The sequence below is a fragment of the Paraflavitalea sp. CAU 1676 genome, from assembly GCF_029223285.1.
In the GTDB taxonomy this organism is placed as follows: domain Bacteria; phylum Bacteroidota; class Bacteroidia; order Chitinophagales; family Chitinophagaceae; genus Paraflavitalea.
Genome location: NZ_JARHUJ010000002.1, coordinates 464,503 through 480,084 on the forward strand (window position 1 = coordinate 464,503; position 15,582 = coordinate 480,084).

The following is a 15,582-nucleotide window of genomic DNA, read 5'->3' on the forward strand; positions in this document are numbered from 1 at the left end:
GTAATATGATTTTCGATGAGTTGTCATTCCATGATGCGCGGATCCTTGAAGTAAAGGAGGATACTGCTACACAGACTTTGGATTTCGTGCTTTATTTTCCAGTTGACTGGGAGAATAACAAGTTCGAAAAGAAAGTGCTTCGGTTTAAAGATGCCATTGTGTATGTCAAAAAAGAAATCCTGTTTGCTGGTTGTCCCACAATCATGGAGGTGAAGGAGCAGCATTCACACAAGCATACTTATACATTTGCAGATGGCATTACCGTAAGTTCAAAATACAAAATCAAAATTGAAACTAATGCAGGCGATCGCTTTGTAGAGTTTAATGAAGCTGAATTGTTAGATGTTTGAGGCAAATCCACAGGTTGCACTTGAAAATAAACCATAGATGTCATCAAAATCGGATAAAGCTAAAGGGGCGTTTTTCGGCTCTACGGAAAGGGAGCTGGAACAATTCTTTGTGGGACTTGGAGAAGTCTCATTCGGCGAAGACGCTGTGACTTTCAAAAATTATCCGTTTGATAAATCGTCTGCTTCAGTCAAAATTGAAATTACTTCGAAAGACATAATAAATATTTGCACGAAAACTGCTCCGCCGACGATTAGGGTGGGCGACGAGTTGATATTTGTTTCAGCCGAACACCGGCAGGAACTTAATGATTTTGCGGTTCGCCATAAAATTCCGGTAGTAGACAGAGTCGAGCTGTGGGATTGGATACTGGAACCATTTCTTGACACGGAATTTCCAAAAGAACAAGAGGATAGGACATACTGGTTGTTAGAAAGGTATGCCCTGAGTAGGCAGGAGGTTGATCTACTAAGGAAGACAGTGAAAGATCAGATGATGAAGTACAATTTTGACACAATGATTTGGGAGTGGGTAACGTTTGGCGCATTGGATGTGTTGACAGCAATGAGGCCGAAACTGACTCCTGAAGATTTTAATTCGTTTTACAAGCAGGTCATTGAAATTGCGATACGGCCAGATTCAATGAATAAATGCGATATAACTAATTCGTGACAACCATAACAAGCCTTTCTTTTGTATGGCAAAAGCTGTGATAGTGCTTTTCTTGTTATTCTTTTTAACAGCAAACTTTTCGTTTGCCCAAACTTCTCCGAAGTTGGATGCGACAATGGCATTCATAAAATCAAAAGGAATCAGGTTGAATACAGTAACACCGCCACCTGGGTTTACTGTCTATTACGATTGTGACTCTTTATTATTTATGAAGGGTATATTCGGCGATACCATTAAGATCTGGACACCAGCAGTGGATTCGCATCAGGAACTCGAAGATTTTCATGGCATTATTGAGAATGAAAGTTTTGGGGTGACGCAGTTTGCAAAAAACATAGACAATGATGGTCGCATCATTGTATCATCCTATTATCAGACTGACTTTATATACAGGAATGATTCCTTGTTTGAGATTCGGAATTCAAATCCGGCACGACCAGGGACCCTGATCAAACTTTTTGACGACTACTTTAACAAGAAAATAGACAAGGATACTTATGAAACCCGGTTGGATAGCCTTAACAAGATCGAAGAAAGTCAGGCAGTCTACACGCCGAAATTGATATTTGCGAAAAAGATGTTTCAAAAAGGCAAAAAGGTAAAGCTGCCAAAGAAATTGAATTTCGAAAGAGATGAAATTGAGTTGGAAAGTCAGTGGCAGGAAAACGGCAAAACCTGCTACCTGGTAAGGATCAATAATAAGGTAGATGGCCAGGAGACTACCTATGCTTATGCCATTGATCAGGATATGAAATTTGTCTACTGGGAAGGCTGCGCCGGACGGTCATCGCCTGGGGGCAGCAAATAAGGAGCGACCACCCTCAATTCCCCATCGGGTTTGTGTATATTTATGGATCGCAAACCAATTAACTGCAACCCCTTTTTATGACAGCAAAGACCACCATCGAAATCCCGCTTAGCAAAGTAAAACTGACTAAACTTGTGTTTTACTGCGTTTTGTTCCTGGCCGGTGGACTTTGGATGATTATATCCAACCCGCAAACAAGTAATCCTGTTTTTAACAATCCTTTTGTCAAGGCAGTATCCGCCTATGGTGGCGTATTAATGGGGATATTGGGGATCATTTTCATAGGCAGGAAGTTATTCGATAACGAACCGGGTCTCGTGCTTAGCGAGCAGGGGATCATTGATAATGCAAGTACTTACAAATTCGGGTTGATCCCCTGGTCAGATATTTCTCAGATATATGACAGAACGGTTCAGGCATCCATAACTTCGAAGCAACGTTTCGTGACAATAGGCCTGGAAAATCCTGATAAATACATTTCCAGAGAAACAAATGTTCTAAAGAGGAAACTATTACAAGCAAACGCCAAAAACTATGGTTCGCCCATTCACATTTCAACAAATGGGCTAAAGACAAGCCATAAAGAGTTACTGAACTTAGTAAACTCTTATTTTGAAAAATACAAACAGGTTGATTGATAGGGTAGGGGCGTCTCAATAGTTTCATAAACCACTGTTGTGCAGGCGACAGCATAGTTGCCTTATTGGCTGAGTTCCTCCTGCATTTGTTCTAGTTCACTAAGCTGAATGCTAAGCTGATTGATACCGGCCTTGAGGATCTCTTTAGCCTTTTTCTTGTTGGAAGAGTTATGGTCGATATAATTGGCAGCATCGATGTAGGCGTTCAGGTATAAATTGCTTAATGTCAGAAAGCTATCATAAAGAGCTTCGATGTCCTCGGGTTCAAATTGCTCTGCAACAGTAGGGTCGCTGGCAAATTGCAGGGTGTGTGCGAACGTTAAAGTTAGAATCGAATTGTTTTTAGAATCCTTTAGCTGATTTGCGTACTTCAAAATGGCTTCGTCAGCACTGAGGGAATAGGTTGCTTTAACAAATTCTAAAACGGCTTTATTCTGTATGATGAGGTTGTTGATAGAATCCTTAAGCGTCATCTTGCTGAAAGTTTAGTTAGTTATTTCACGTTCCCTCTTTACGTAGATTTTATCTGGTAAATGACCAAATACAAACTCAGTTACCTCGCATAGCCACATTGTTATGTTTATCTCCTGGCCTTCGTAGGTCCACATTTTATAGTATCCGCCACCGATCATAGGGTCACATATTTCGATAAGGTCAAGCAAGTCTGAACCTTCAAAAAACTGTGTGGAGATTTGGAGGCTGACAGACGTCGAGTTTTCTGCCATCAGATCAAGCATGGTGTCTGCGCCATCCACCATTTGCAGGGCGCCCATGCTGCCTCCTTGTTCGAGGTAGGCTGGAAGGTCAATATACCACTCGTCTCCCCGTTTAATAAACTTGTAAATGCTCATGCTGAATTGAGGTTTAGTACATTTCACCGCGTAGGCTCCCAAACATAGTTCCCGGTTTTATCGAACTCGTCGGAAAATGAAGTGACCGCGTCAAATTCAAAATCTATGACAACCTTACCTTTGCAGTCGATAAAACCCGACTTACCATCTTTAGTAACGGGAAACAGGTCCTGATGAGGATCTTTCATATTTACCTTTACTGATTCGAAATAGATGTGTAAGTCTATGCAAGCTGTAAACAATTGATCTACACCTCAGCCGATTCAATAACTTCAAAAAGCTGTGCCTTGGGACTTGTTATAACGGTGCCTTGAACCTTATTCCACAAAGTCTGTAACTTCTGTAATGTTAGCTCCGCCTCAGCGGGATTGTCAAATTCAAGGTCCACCACAACATGGTTGGGGTCGGTCACTGATCGGTATACCGTGTACCTTCTTACGCCCGAGGCCTTTCTGTCAATCGGGTCAGCGTCGAATGTCTTTTTCCAGCCGTCATAGCTGGGAACCGGATGTTCGATATGAAGAACTACCATAACATGAGTTTGAGAGTTTTATTGCCCAGGTTGGTACGCTGGAGTATTGAGACATATAGGTATATGATATAATAACTAAAGGTAATTTATAAACGGGGTTTGTAATTAATTATTCAGTAAAAGGCGTCAAATCCTGACCCAATTGATGGAGCATTCCGAGAAAATCATATTGATTCCAGGCTTCGGCAACCCTCCCGTCTTTGATCCTCACCATACAAAGGCCCGAAAAGTTAACGGTCTTACCGGTTTTTCTATGCAACGCAGTTACCTCCGTCAGAGCGCATTCCATATCATCCTGGGATATTACATCTTTAGTGGTGACATGAATATTCTCGAACTGCTGCCTGAAACCTCTGTAAAAAAACTTGAAGCCTTCAGGTCCTCTAGGTTGTTCTGGAGATAATATGCCATGCGCATAGGAGTCTGGTGTCATAAGTTCGTCTATCGACTCTTCGCGGTTTTGATTCCACACCTCTTCAAACCAGCGATTCAGGAGTGTTGATTTGATGTCTCGCATGACGTTAATTCTACTTGAAAAATTGGCAGCTGTCGATATGTTTCAAATCTACGGGCAGTAATCAGAGAATCGGATATATCATTTCACTATTTCGTCAACAATCCACTTGCTAGTGATCTGATCGGACAAAAATTACAAAAAAACCAGCTGCTTGCCAACTGTATTTGCCGGATGCCGGATTAAATTGGTCCGTTGGTCGCTGGATTGCTGGCGTCACTACATTGTTGAGCGTAGGAGGCCTTAAGAGTAATAAAACGATTCAGGTTCCTCCTTTCTGCCTCTTAAATTCGGAAATCTGGCTTCGGTGAGCTTCCGATTGCGCGGTTTTCTCCCAATGATCGATAAGGTCATTGATCTCCTGGTCCTTCGGGTCGAGGGAGTAGTAAAGAAGCGCAGCATTGATCCTGTGCGTTTCTTCAAGTGATCCTGTTAATTCTTCACCGTCAATGCTGAAGGTTTCATTTCCGGCCTCGTCATATGATAGTATGGCACCATCAAGTAGGGGAGACCTGTCCTCAATGTCTTCGCCTTTTGCCAGGGCTTTGATGAATGATAGTTTTTCGATTGCCTCCTGCGGATAGTTGATGGATAATAGCCTGAGTATAGCGAGCCCATCGATGGGATCGTCTGCTGAATACTCTTCAAAAACAGCAAGCATGATGCTGGGTACTTGTTTATTGCCTGGAATGGAAGACAGCGATGCTATTGATGGAAATACCGCTTCATACCTGAAAGACTGTATTTTTTCGCCAATATCATTAATTATATTGTCGGTTTGTATTCCTTCTTTTGCTAGCCGGCACAATACATGAATTGCCTTATATTGTGTCCAGTCGTATTCCCCAAATCCAATTGAATATAAGGTAGGGATCGATTGTTCTTTATAGTTGAATAAGATCTCAAATACTGCGTTCTGGCAAATATTCATCCATACGCCAAACAGTCCATACTTGACCGTTTTGCTTTTCAGGTGTTCAGGTTCGGGCGGATTTTTATGAAAGAACCTGGTAAGGCCTTTGGCCTCATTGAAACTCAGACGGGAGGCTACCTCTTGCGCTTTTGTTCTGAACCGATCCTCGTCCTCGAACTCCTGGGCTACCTCTATCAGTAATTCCCCTGGATCTAGCCGTTTATTAGACGCGTCGAAGGATGGATGCCCGCCCTTCTCTGATGGCTCTTTATCATCGGTCTTCCTGGTGATTCCTAATTTTTCTAGTATCCTTCTGATCATTTGAAAGATGTTTTTGAATTGTTCATTGGGTATGCGTCCACACCCAACTGCATGGCTAAGAATGCCAGTCTGAGGCTTCAAAGAAAAAGCCCTTGGCTCCGGTTAGAAGGTATCGCCTGCCGCCCCAGCCATTCAGTGGTCCTTTTTGGTACATACCGGCTACCCGGATAACGATATGTTGCTGAATTCCGTCCCTGTCGAATATTTTGCAACGTCCTTTTTCAATCAGTTGGTCTAGCGAAATGGATGAACCTAATCCAACTTTGTTAAACGTATGTTGCGACACATATAGAGTATCCTGCTTCGAGATCAATCCCCTGGCAGAGCGATACATGGAATCTAAAACACGCCAGCGTGGCTCATAATCCGGATTGATGTATTCTCCGGGCTTGGCGCTTGTTACATATTTCATTCCGTTTTTATAGTGTTTCCACAAGGGTTGCAGGTCTTTGATGTAGTCCTTGTAGTTGATGTAAATGGTGAGGCCCAATAGCGTATAAGACACAACTTTTGAATCTGTTGCTGAATTCAGTCGGAGAGTGTCGACTCTATACTTGTCGAGGCCTTGGTTATCGTAGTTTATAGCCGGGGCATGGCTGGGTATGGGCTACCCGCGGGAATAGATACCGGTCAGCAACAGGGTAAATAGGAAGATCAATCGCATAAGTAAATAGTTTGAATAGAACGCTGCTTTGCTTACTGTTCAATGATTCGTGGGTAAACGAACTTCACAGGTCTCATACGCGGGAGTTCCGATGCCGAATAGCCAAAGTATTTTCGTTGCATGATCACCACAGGAAGTGATATTTTCCTGGCTGAATCGGAAATATAAGAATTGAGAATGGAAAGGTATCTGTCCAATTGGCTTTTTATTTGTGCTTTACAATTTTGGTCGAACTGCTCTTTCGTACTATCGGTCCATTCATTCGGTAACTGGAAGGTGGCCCGGAACTGAATATCATTAAATACTGTTTTGGAACCGCTGTAGTATTTTGATACATTCTTAAAGCCCTTCGGCGGATTCTTCCGAAGCCCACGACTGATTTGGTCGAACTGTGTGCTGTCAATATCGATTACCCAAAAGAGGAAATTTGGATTAGGATTGTCGTGCGCGGAAGAGAAATATACCTGCGCCGGGGTTATGGAAAGAATATAATAGCCGTCAGTGCAGTCTGAGTTCCAGTTGAATTCGATCGGCCTTGTCTTCCTGCCTGTCTTGTTGTCTATCATTGTTGGGTGACTAACTCCATGAACTGAGTCTGCCAGGGCAGATGGCGGAATATAGAAGTAACTTCCCCGGTCTACAGTTTCAACGATTACAGGGCGGTCGCTCGTCTGCCCATACAGTCCTTCAACCGATAGTAATAACGCTACCAGCATAAGACTGACTATTCTGATTGAATAACGCCGGGCAAGAATCTTGCGGATTAAAATGGTCGTCATAGTTTAAGTCTGTTGTGGACCTTCAACGTCATACCTGGTTTCAATTTTCCAATTGAAATTCAATGCCCCGCATTTTGGACAATGCATGTATTCGTCATCGAGTTTGTCATAGCGGCACCGGTTGCATCGGCCGTATTGTTTATTGATATGTAAAGCGGTGTATTTTGCATCTCTTTGGCTTAGGTTAAATTGGCTGGTCAGGTACTTTATAGAATGAATAGGGGAGTTGCACGCCAATTCATGAAGTCGCATTTTGTCAGTTTGACTAAATGCTGGAATGTCGATTCCCTCTTCTGGCAAACAATGTTTGCAGGTAACTTTCATGTCTTATTGGAATTGGTTAAAACTTACTGACAGCACTTTGGGTATTAAAATGCTTGATTTACCACGCCCCCATAGGCGCTTTCATATAGCGCTTCCAGCCATCGTCGTTCCGTTGATAAAAGAACAGGTAGTCGAATCCTCCGGATGCGTCGAGCATTTCAGACAGCCTGAAAACTGCCATGGAGCTATCCCTGAAATAGACGACACGGCTAAAGCGAAAATATCTTTTGTATTTCTTCCCGTTTTCCGATGGCAATAGTTTCTGTTGGTAGTATTCAATGGAATCCGAAGAAGTCCTGACAGAATTGGCAAACATATGCGCTGGCCATACAAGATCGGTTTCCTTCTTGAACTCTCTGTTTAGCCATTTGATCTCGTCTTTTTTCAAACGAAGCACAACTTTGGTATTGTCCAGGTAGCCGGTAATAAACCCTTTTGACGGTCTTCTGCCAATCTGGTGGTAAATAGTCGTCCCCCGGTCAATATAAAGAATGGTGTTTTGTTCTTGTAAACTGAGCACTGCATCTTCAATCATAGAAGCCGCACTGTCCTGTTGAGCAAAACTAGAAATGCTTATTGTAAATGTTGAAATGATGATAATAAGAGTCTTCATAGTAACAGTTTACTTTTTCGCCTTGCCATTCTCTTCCCCCACAGCTTCGCCACCTTAGTCACAGATCGTAACTTAAGTGCCGACAGGGAACCTGTGTCCTGGTCTTTCACAAATGTACATCACTCTTTATCGCGCAAAAAAGCGTTCTGCATTCAGGTAATATACCTTGTTTTTTTGTTCCTTCGTCAGAAATGCAAGGCCTTCAACAGCACGGGTCACCTTGTCTATTTCGCCATTGTCTGTGCCGAACATCAGTCGGTCCTCCAATCCCTCTTTGATAAAAGCCTGCATAATTTCGGCGAGGCGGGCGGCTGGTACAATATCCGGATTGGAGATCACTGAAATATCGGCGTATAATGTAGCATATCGCTTCATGAGCGTAATAGTCTCTTTGTAATATTGGTCTCCCGCATGCATGATCCATATTTCAAACCCGGAAACCTGTATATTAAAGGTTCAACAAATAGCGGGTTGCCCAGCTTCAGGTTGAAATTCGGCGCACCATGATTGGGGCCAGCTCCCCCGGTGTGAATGCCTACGGGTAAACGATACTTCACCGCCAAAGCGTAATAAGGTAACATGGAAGAATCTCCCGGGTATATTCCAAAATACTGCGTCAATACCTCTCCGATAAAATCTATTTTGCCGGCTTTTATCTGAGCTTCTGTCCACGCAAGGCCAGGCCACGCTGCACCGTTTGAATAACAGGGTTGAAGGCTGTAAGGCACCTTGCCATTCGGACAAGGAAGCATAAGCCCATAGAGCAACTTTACCTTTGGATCATTATAAGTTACTTGCTGATCCCAGGAAGTACTGAGCGCTGCTTTGTAAACATGAGCGCGGCCCAATTGCTGCAATTGACCTGCAGGATCCTTACTCCCATGAAGGTGAACATCAAAGATCTTTTGGGAGTAAACAGGCCGGTAGCATAGGTGTAACAAGAAAAGAACCAACAGGGGAGCAATCGATCTCATGTGAAAGCACCAATTTTTATAACGTTATTTAATAATTCAGTAGGTCGCATCGAAACAAAATGTACTAAAAAGCAACGCATTGGCCAAATGCTTTTACCAGCTTTTTGTCTCAATACCCCCGTTGAATTGTCTCAATACCACCCGGTCAGCTACCACGGTAGACACTAGTTTTGGCTACCAGAATAATAGCCATGACAAACACGATAGTCCTTAAAGGCCGGATGAAGCCTGCGGAATTCATTGCCTTAAGTGCCAGTACCATGATGCTCACAGCATTGGGCATAGACATCATGCTGCCTGCCCTCGCGCAGGTTCGCCACCACTTTGGGTTGACACCCGAATCAACCGATGCTTCGCAGATCATCACCTTCTTTTTCACCGGACAGGTAGCCCAGATCATATTCGGTATCCTGTCAGACCGCTATGGACGCCTGCCGATCCTGCGTCTCGGGTTTCCGCTGTACATCGTGGGAGGCATCGCAGCCACCTATGCGCCCAGCCTCACCGTGATGTATGTAGCCAGGTTCATCGCTGGCATGGGCGCCTCCGCAGTACTGATGACCACCATCGCCGGCGTACGCGATCGCTTTGTCGGCGATCAGATGGCGCGGGTAATGTCGCTCGTCTTTACCATATTCCTTTTTGTTCCCATCCTCGCCCCATTCCTGGGGATGGCAATACTGTCCGTAGCATCCTGGAAAGTGGTATTCCTCACGCCGCCGCTGTTTGCCGTCCTCATCTTCGCCTGGTCCCTGAGGTTGGAAGAGTCCCTGCCCCGCCACCAGCGTACCACCCTGAAAGGAACGGTCATCCTCCAATCGATACGACAGGTTCTAAGTAACAAAACTTTCCTCCGCTACACAATTACCACCACCATCCTGTTCAGCACCCTTAGCTCCTTTGTTTCCAGTTCCGAGCACATGGTGGGAGAGATCTACGGCAGGCCGCAATTGTTTCCCTGGATCTTTGGAGGCATCGGGCTGTTGATGGCCTGCTTCACGCTCATGAATGCCCGCTTTTCGGCCCGCTTTGGCGCCCGCCGCAGCCTCAAAACCTTGCTGCTGGTGTATGCGGCTATCGCTACGCTGTTGTTTGCGTTTACGCTGGCGACGGGCGATCCGCCGCCGATGGGCATTTTCTTTGCCGCTATAGCCTTGCTCATGGGCATTAACCTCGCCATCGAACCAAACAGCAGTGCCCTCGCCCTCGAACCCCTGGGCAATTTGGCCGGCCTCGCTGCCTCTGTCTATGGAACCATATTCTTTTTCATCGGCGGCTCCCTCGGGTCCATCATCAGTGTGCGGCTCACCCACGGCGTATGGCCCCTGGTGCTGAGTTATTTCATTATCGGCTTCCTCACGATAGGCCTGGTGTTCAGCGACCGTAGACCTTTGCAATAGGTCCACTTTCGCCACATCCAGGGGTTCCCTGGCGTCGCCGGGTATCACCTTAGCATCCTCGTGGATCTTCATGGCGCCGCCAGGTATCACCTTAGCAACCTCCAGTATTTTCATGACGCCACCCGGAATCACTTTGGCCGATCCAATGGCTGCCTGTTGGTAAAACACAATTCCGGTAGTCAGGAACAAGCATCCATCTGCCAGGGGGGCCATCGTATCCTCGAGCAACAGGCGTTCGGTTTCCACCGCATCGAGTGGCAGCAATCCCGATTCTTTACTATCCCACTTGAACGACTTTTTATCAAATTGGATCACCGCCGTATTCATCACCACTTTGAAATGCGTGGCGCCTTTCGGAGCAATCAGCCGTTGCTGCGGATTAAACGGCTCAATGAGTAACGACATGGCTCCCGTATCGGCATCGATCCTGCTTTGAAGATCCATCATCGCCACCGATGCAAACGCAGTCTCCTCGAAGAACTCAAACTCCTTCACCAATGCTATTTGCCCGTTCGAAAAAAGCCGCTCGCCACGCCAACTCACCGGGTCCGATTTCACCACGCGGTGCATAATGCCATTCACCCTACCCGATAATTCACCATCTGCCAGCTTGTAACCTTTGATCAGGGTATACAAACACCGTCGCAGCAGCGTGCTGCCCTTGATGGCACGGCCAAAATCGGAGGAGTTTTCACGCGTACGCACAAAGTTCTTACCCTTCAAAACCTGCTCGCGGGTCGGACCGCCTTTGGCCCGTACATAATACTTGTCTTTCTTTTTGTACCCAACAGTTCCGTCGAGAGAACCCACGTAAGGGTGTTTACCGGCTTGCCGTGCCATAGCTTTTTAATTTATTGGTTTTAAATATGATGTCGATCGGGTCAATGCAGCCTGTCTTCTTGGTCCAAAGCCTGGATCACGCCCGGAACTACACCACGACTCCTACGCATACTAACAGGCCGTTAGTGCATATACGTAGGGTGTCTGGTGCATTCGGGTAGAATGTCCAGTGAGTAGAACCCGAAGAATAGATGAATACCCCTTACTTATAAGATGCAGAAACCCCGCTTTTTCCATACCGAAAAGCAGGTAAAATGTAGGCGGGACGCGGTTTTTTCAACGCGTCGGAGTGGTGATGGTGCGAAGTTTTGGAGAGTATCGACCGATTAAAGCTAATGACGACCGTTATGTGGTCCGGGGAGCGTTTTGAGCTGTTTTGTGGCTGGTCCGAACGGCTTAGAGCGTCGTCTCCCAGCTCCGGCACCGCGGTTTTTGCGTCGTCCCTGATCATCCGCTCATATCCGTCTGATGGCCGCCTCATCAGCCGCTCATCGCCCTCTAAGCTACTCCCGGTCATCTCCTCAGTAAGTCGTGGGTAAATCCCGGGCATGAGCAGCCTTGTAGTAGCCATATAGTAGCATAGTAGTAGCCTCCTAGTAGCTGGAGGCCTGGTGCCGCTAAGCATCAACCCGGCCGAATGGCCGGGTTGATGCAGTATCAAACCACTATGGTGATAGGTCAGTTTCATCTCAAAGCGAAGAAAAAAGCGCCCGACAGAAAGCCGGAAACACAGCTAATGCTTCTACCATAATGTACGAAAAAAAGAGGGCATCTCATCACTTTAAGGAGGAAATATTTAGCTGGTCCCCGATGATGCGGTTTACGAGATTGGCCCCGCCTGGTTTAACACCGGCATCGCGCGAAGCGTCCATTTCCGCTAACATGCTCAGGTAGGCAGGATCGAATTGCTCCGGCAATTTCAACACCGCATCCGCAGCCTCCTGCTTCAACAACCGTTTACAATGCTCATAATGATCCACGAAGATCAGGTAGTAGCGCGAATCCCGGTCCTCACTCAAAAAATCGTGCAGGTAAGGCAATTGCACCAGTTTCTTCCACGCAAAGTCCGGCGCGGGCGGAATAGGAGTGTCGGGCCTCAGTTGAAGTCCCTGTTCCGATGTCGACAATCGTCCGATAAACAATTCCTTTTGTTTTTGCTGCACCGCCTCCTGGAAAAACTGGCTATTGCTGATATCACGATACTGCTCCTCATATTCGTTTCCCAATGCCGTGAGGTAAGCGATCATATAGTGCAGGCTCACCCGTAGCTTCGCCAGCATGTGATGGTCAACCGAATTTTGGGAATCGACCAGGCTACGTTTAATATCATACAGGGTAGTGATGGAGGGCAGGATGTTTTCACGCACCCGTTCACCATAAGTCTTGGCCGACCGGTGTGCTTTGATCAGCAACCGGCTCGCGTCCACCGCATCGAAAGTGCCGCGCAACCGCGTCAGCAGGTCCCGCCTGAACTCCTTCCTGCGCGTGTACTTCCTGCCTTCTTCCTGGTACGAGTCAACGAAGAACTTGACCAGTCCGCCAATGATGACCGACATGCCCAGCGTCAGTACGCCTTCACCCACTTCCTTATGCCAGTCGGTGCTCTTTTTGTGATTGATCAAGACCCACGACAGGGCGACAAACCCACCGGCTATTGCGATCAATAACAACAGTATGACGAATTTCCTGTGTTTGTTGAACATGATAGACCCGTTTAACGGTGAAGTGAACAAGGCCGGAACGAGCGGGGGAGAGGAATACACTAATATACAAAAAAATAGCCGGGAGTAAGAATACACCCGGCTTGTGCAAGAAATCAAAAGTCAAGAAGACTGGCAGATAGACCAGTGAAAAGAAGCATCTTTATCAGTTGTTATTACTATCGGCGTTTACTTTCTTTTCGAGGATCGAGATATAGTTCTGTGCATCCTTATTGGCGGGATCGATCTCCAGGATCTTTTGCAGGTGCCCGATAGCATCAGCATAATCTTTTTCCTGGTTGGTTTCATAGGCCGCGATATATCCATACGCTTCTACCAGCCACTTTTTCGTGGTAGCGGTAGCATTCGCACTGTCTTTCTCCAATTTCTCTATGAGGTTGTTGTAGTGTTGAATGGCCAGCCCTTTTTCCATGGCCGAATCCTTCAGCGAATTGGCCCTGGCCCGCCAGTAGTAACCAAAGCTTTGCTCCGGATACTTGCCGATATATTGACCAAACACCGTATCGGCCATATCATATTGCTCAGCTTTAAAATGGGCAATCCCCCAATTGAAAAGATCGATATTGGTAGCCTTCGCATTGTTGGTGTAATACCTGCCCAGCCAGATAGCCTGGTTGGCATTGTCCTTTTTCTCCTTATACAGATCGCTTAACTTTTTGTAATAAGTAAACAAAGCAGCAGAATCGGTGATCTTCGTTACCGCCGTTTGGTAAAATACCAGGGCCGAATCTTCTTTGCCCGGCGTAGCATTGTACAGGTCGGCCATAAGCTCATAATCCTTTACCACGAAATGGCTATCATCCTCCTGCGCAAAATAAGCGATCATCGAAGTCAGCGCGCTCGCCGTATCCTTGAGGCCGGAATAACTATAAGCCATCAGCTTGTGCAGGCGGGGCATCGAATCTGCCGGTAAACCCGCCAGCGTGGACTTCGCCATAGCGATGGCCGAGTCGTATCGCTTGTTCAGGTACAACAGGTCAATAAGCTGATAATGATTTTCCGTACTGTAGTCACTTACGGCGAGGTATTGACGAAAGTAATCCAATGCCTTGGCCGCATCCTTGAAATAAGTGTCGTAATACAACTCATACCAGGCCGGAGCATACAAAGGATCCGCGGCGATCGTTTTATTGAAATACCCGAGATAGCTTTCTGCATTTTGCTGGGCCAGGAAGATCTTGCCCATCTGGAACAACGCTTCGGCATTTTTGCCATCCTCATTCAACGCTGCCTGGTAAGCTCGATACGCTTCAGTACCATTGGCCAGCTTGCGATAAGCATTACCGCGCACCACATTCATAGCAGGCGCGTCGATATCTTTCTTGCCCGCCTGAGTCAAAACCTGCAACGCCCTATGGGGATCGGCATTCTTTTCACTCACATAGGCATTCGCAACAGCCAGCAGGATAGCGGCATCCTTTTTCCGCCCATCGCCAATGGCCTGGTCAAAGTACAGTTTGGCACTGTCGGGTTTTTGACTGGCCAGCAATAATTGTCCGTACGCTACTTTATAATAAGGCTGTTCCTTCACCGCAGCAGGCGCGCATTGTAAAGTGTCCAACAAAGCACGTGTTTGCTTCAAGGGCAGGTAGGCCTGCGACAACCGGTACCAGGCCTCGGCATTGTTGGCGTCTGCTTGCAGGATCGTGTGCAGCGCCGCCTGCGCACTGTGATACCGTTCGTGGTAAAGGAGTTGCGTGGCGTCGGGCAGGGTTTGAGCTGCCAGCGCAGCCGATATACAGAGCCCGCTCATCAGTAAGTACGTCTTTTTCATTGTCTGTTAGAGTTGCCCACAACTTAAAATGTCCTCATTAGGCATTCATTAGGGCCGTATTAGAATAATATTAGAAATGCGCGCCCTGTATGCCGCCAGCGCTGCGCCAAGGCCCGTCAGCGCGGCCGGCCCGGCCTCCGCCACACCGCAGTTCCGGCATTTGCTCGTACCTTCGGGCCCGTAAACATATCAGTAGCAGCCTATGGAGGAAAGGAAGATACTTATTGTAGAAGACGAACATAAGATTGCCGATACGTTGAAGACCGGCCTCGCAGAGAATGGATATCATGTAGAAGTAGCGTACGACGGGAAGATAGGGGAGCGCCTTTTCATGGCGCACGATTTCAACCTCGTGATACTCGATATCAACCTGCCCGGCATCAATGGCTACGAGCTCTGTAAGATCATCCGCAGCCGCAATGCCCACGTGCCCGTCATCATGCTCACCTCGCTGGGCAGGCTCAACGACAAAACGGAGGGCTACGATGCAGGCGCCGATGATTACCTCGTAAAACCCTTCGAGTTCAAAGAACTCCTGCTCAAGATCAGGGTGCTGCTGCGGCGTACCATGAACCAGCAGCTGCCCGTTGGCAATGTGCTCAGCGCCGCCGACCTCACGATGGACCTCGACCGCAAGGAAGTCATGCGCGCCGGTAATGCCATCACCCTCACCATGAAAGAGTTCCAGTTGCTCGAATACTTGTTGCGCAACAAGAACAGGGTGGTGTCGAGGGCCGATATAGCCGTAAACGTATGGGAGATCGATTTCGATACCAATACCAATGTGATCGACGTATACATCAATTACCTGCGCAATAAGATCGATCGCAAATACGAGCAAAAGCTGATCCAGACGCAGGTAGGAATGGGATATGTTCTAAAAGAAAGCTGAAGCC

At 46.7% G+C, this 15,582-nt stretch carries 18 protein-coding genes; 6 read left to right on the forward strand and 12 right to left on the reverse strand.

Features of this window, described 5'->3' with window-relative positions:
* Window positions 1-5: 5 nt before the first annotated feature.
* The 4 genes from P2H89_RS06605 to P2H89_RS06620 all read left to right on the forward strand — a co-directional run bounded on the left by P2H89_RS06605 (window position 6) and on the right by P2H89_RS06620 (window position 2,466).
* On the forward strand, window positions 6-350 hold the full coding sequence (locus P2H89_RS06605) for a hypothetical protein (RefSeq protein ID WP_275825790.1): 345 nt from the start codon (window positions 6-8) through the stop codon (window positions 348-350).
* A gap of 37 nt (window positions 351-387) precedes the next feature.
* Window positions 388-1,020 (forward strand): hypothetical protein, encoded by a 633-nt coding sequence (locus P2H89_RS06610; RefSeq protein ID WP_275825791.1) that lies wholly within the window; start codon window positions 388-390, stop codon window positions 1,018-1,020.
* 25 nt (window positions 1,021-1,045) lie between these two features.
* Complete coding sequence (locus P2H89_RS06615; RefSeq protein ID WP_275825792.1) at window positions 1,046-1,828, forward strand: hypothetical protein; 783 nt, start codon at window positions 1,046-1,048, stop codon at window positions 1,826-1,828.
* Window positions 1,829-1,905: 77 nt separating this feature from the next.
* The gene (locus P2H89_RS06620) at window positions 1,906-2,466 is read left to right on the forward strand and encodes an STM3941 family protein (RefSeq protein ID WP_275825793.1); all 561 of its coding nucleotides are present in this window, start codon (window positions 1,906-1,908) and stop codon (window positions 2,464-2,466) included.
* A 62-nt stretch (window positions 2,467-2,528) separates the two neighbouring features.
* On the opposite strand, the gene P2H89_RS06625 is transcribed toward P2H89_RS06620, so the two are convergent.
* From P2H89_RS06625 to P2H89_RS06670, 10 genes are all read right to left on the reverse strand, one after another.
* Window positions 2,529-2,939 carry a hypothetical protein gene (locus P2H89_RS06625; RefSeq protein WP_275825794.1) on the reverse strand — a complete coding sequence of 137 codons (411 nt, stop codon included), beginning with the start codon at window positions 2,937-2,939 and terminating at the stop codon, window positions 2,529-2,531.
* A gap of 12 nt (window positions 2,940-2,951) precedes the next feature.
* Window positions 2,952-3,317, reverse strand: coding sequence for a DUF6717 family protein (locus P2H89_RS06630; RefSeq protein ID WP_275825795.1), 366 nt, complete (start codon window positions 3,315-3,317; stop codon window positions 2,952-2,954).
* A gap of 23 nt (window positions 3,318-3,340) precedes the next feature.
* Window positions 3,341-3,505, reverse strand: a complete 165-nt coding sequence (locus P2H89_RS06635) for a WG repeat-containing protein (protein ID WP_275825796.1) — start codon at window positions 3,503-3,505, stop codon at window positions 3,341-3,343.
* 59 nt (window positions 3,506-3,564) lie between these two features.
* Entirely contained in the window at window positions 3,565-3,849 is a 285-nt protein-coding gene (locus P2H89_RS06640; RefSeq protein ID WP_275825797.1) for a hypothetical protein, read from the reverse strand.
* Between the two features lie 109 nt (window positions 3,850-3,958).
* Window positions 3,959-4,366 carry an ester cyclase gene (locus tag P2H89_RS06645; protein WP_275825798.1) on the reverse strand — a complete coding sequence of 136 codons (408 nt, stop codon included), beginning with the start codon at window positions 4,364-4,366 and terminating at the stop codon, window positions 3,959-3,961.
* A gap of 259 nt (window positions 4,367-4,625) precedes the next feature.
* Window positions 4,626-5,597, reverse strand: a complete 972-nt coding sequence (locus P2H89_RS06650) for a hypothetical protein (RefSeq protein ID WP_275825799.1) — start codon at window positions 5,595-5,597, stop codon at window positions 4,626-4,628.
* 55 nt (window positions 5,598-5,652) lie between these two features.
* Window positions 5,653-6,102, reverse strand: a complete 450-nt coding sequence (locus tag P2H89_RS06655; protein WP_275825800.1) for a hypothetical protein — start codon at window positions 6,100-6,102, stop codon at window positions 5,653-5,655.
* A 191-nt stretch (window positions 6,103-6,293) separates the two neighbouring features.
* Complete coding sequence (locus P2H89_RS06660) at window positions 6,294-7,040, reverse strand: hypothetical protein (RefSeq protein WP_275825801.1); 747 nt, start codon at window positions 7,038-7,040, stop codon at window positions 6,294-6,296.
* 382 nt (window positions 7,041-7,422) lie between these two features.
* The gene (locus P2H89_RS06665) at window positions 7,423-7,977 is read right to left on the reverse strand and encodes a hypothetical protein (protein ID WP_275825802.1); all 555 of its coding nucleotides are present in this window, start codon (window positions 7,975-7,977) and stop codon (window positions 7,423-7,425) included.
* A gap of 126 nt (window positions 7,978-8,103) precedes the next feature.
* Entirely contained in the window at window positions 8,104-8,394 is a 291-nt protein-coding gene (locus tag P2H89_RS06670; protein ID WP_275825803.1) for an amidohydrolase family protein, read from the reverse strand.
* Between the two features lie 847 nt (window positions 8,395-9,241).
* Here P2H89_RS06670 and P2H89_RS06675 point away from each other — a divergent pair.
* Window positions 9,242-10,351, forward strand: coding sequence for an MFS transporter (locus P2H89_RS06675; protein ID WP_275826339.1), 1,110 nt, complete (start codon window positions 9,242-9,244; stop codon window positions 10,349-10,351).
* Window positions 10,352-11,967: 1,616 nt separating this feature from the next.
* Here the strand turns inward: P2H89_RS06675 and P2H89_RS06680 are convergent.
* Window positions 11,968-12,894 carry a hypothetical protein gene (locus tag P2H89_RS06680; RefSeq protein ID WP_275825804.1) on the reverse strand — a complete coding sequence of 309 codons (927 nt, stop codon included), beginning with the start codon at window positions 12,892-12,894 and terminating at the stop codon, window positions 11,968-11,970.
* Window positions 12,895-13,057: 163 nt separating this feature from the next.
* Window positions 13,058-14,686, reverse strand: coding sequence for a tetratricopeptide repeat protein (locus tag P2H89_RS06685; protein WP_275825805.1), 1,629 nt, complete (start codon window positions 14,684-14,686; stop codon window positions 13,058-13,060).
* Between the two features lie 202 nt (window positions 14,687-14,888).
* Here P2H89_RS06685 and P2H89_RS06690 point away from each other — a divergent pair, with 202 nt between their 5' ends.
* The gene (locus P2H89_RS06690; RefSeq protein ID WP_275825806.1) at window positions 14,889-15,578 is read left to right on the forward strand and encodes a response regulator transcription factor; all 690 of its coding nucleotides are present in this window, start codon (window positions 14,889-14,891) and stop codon (window positions 15,576-15,578) included.
* Window positions 15,579-15,582 lie beyond the last annotated feature (4 nt).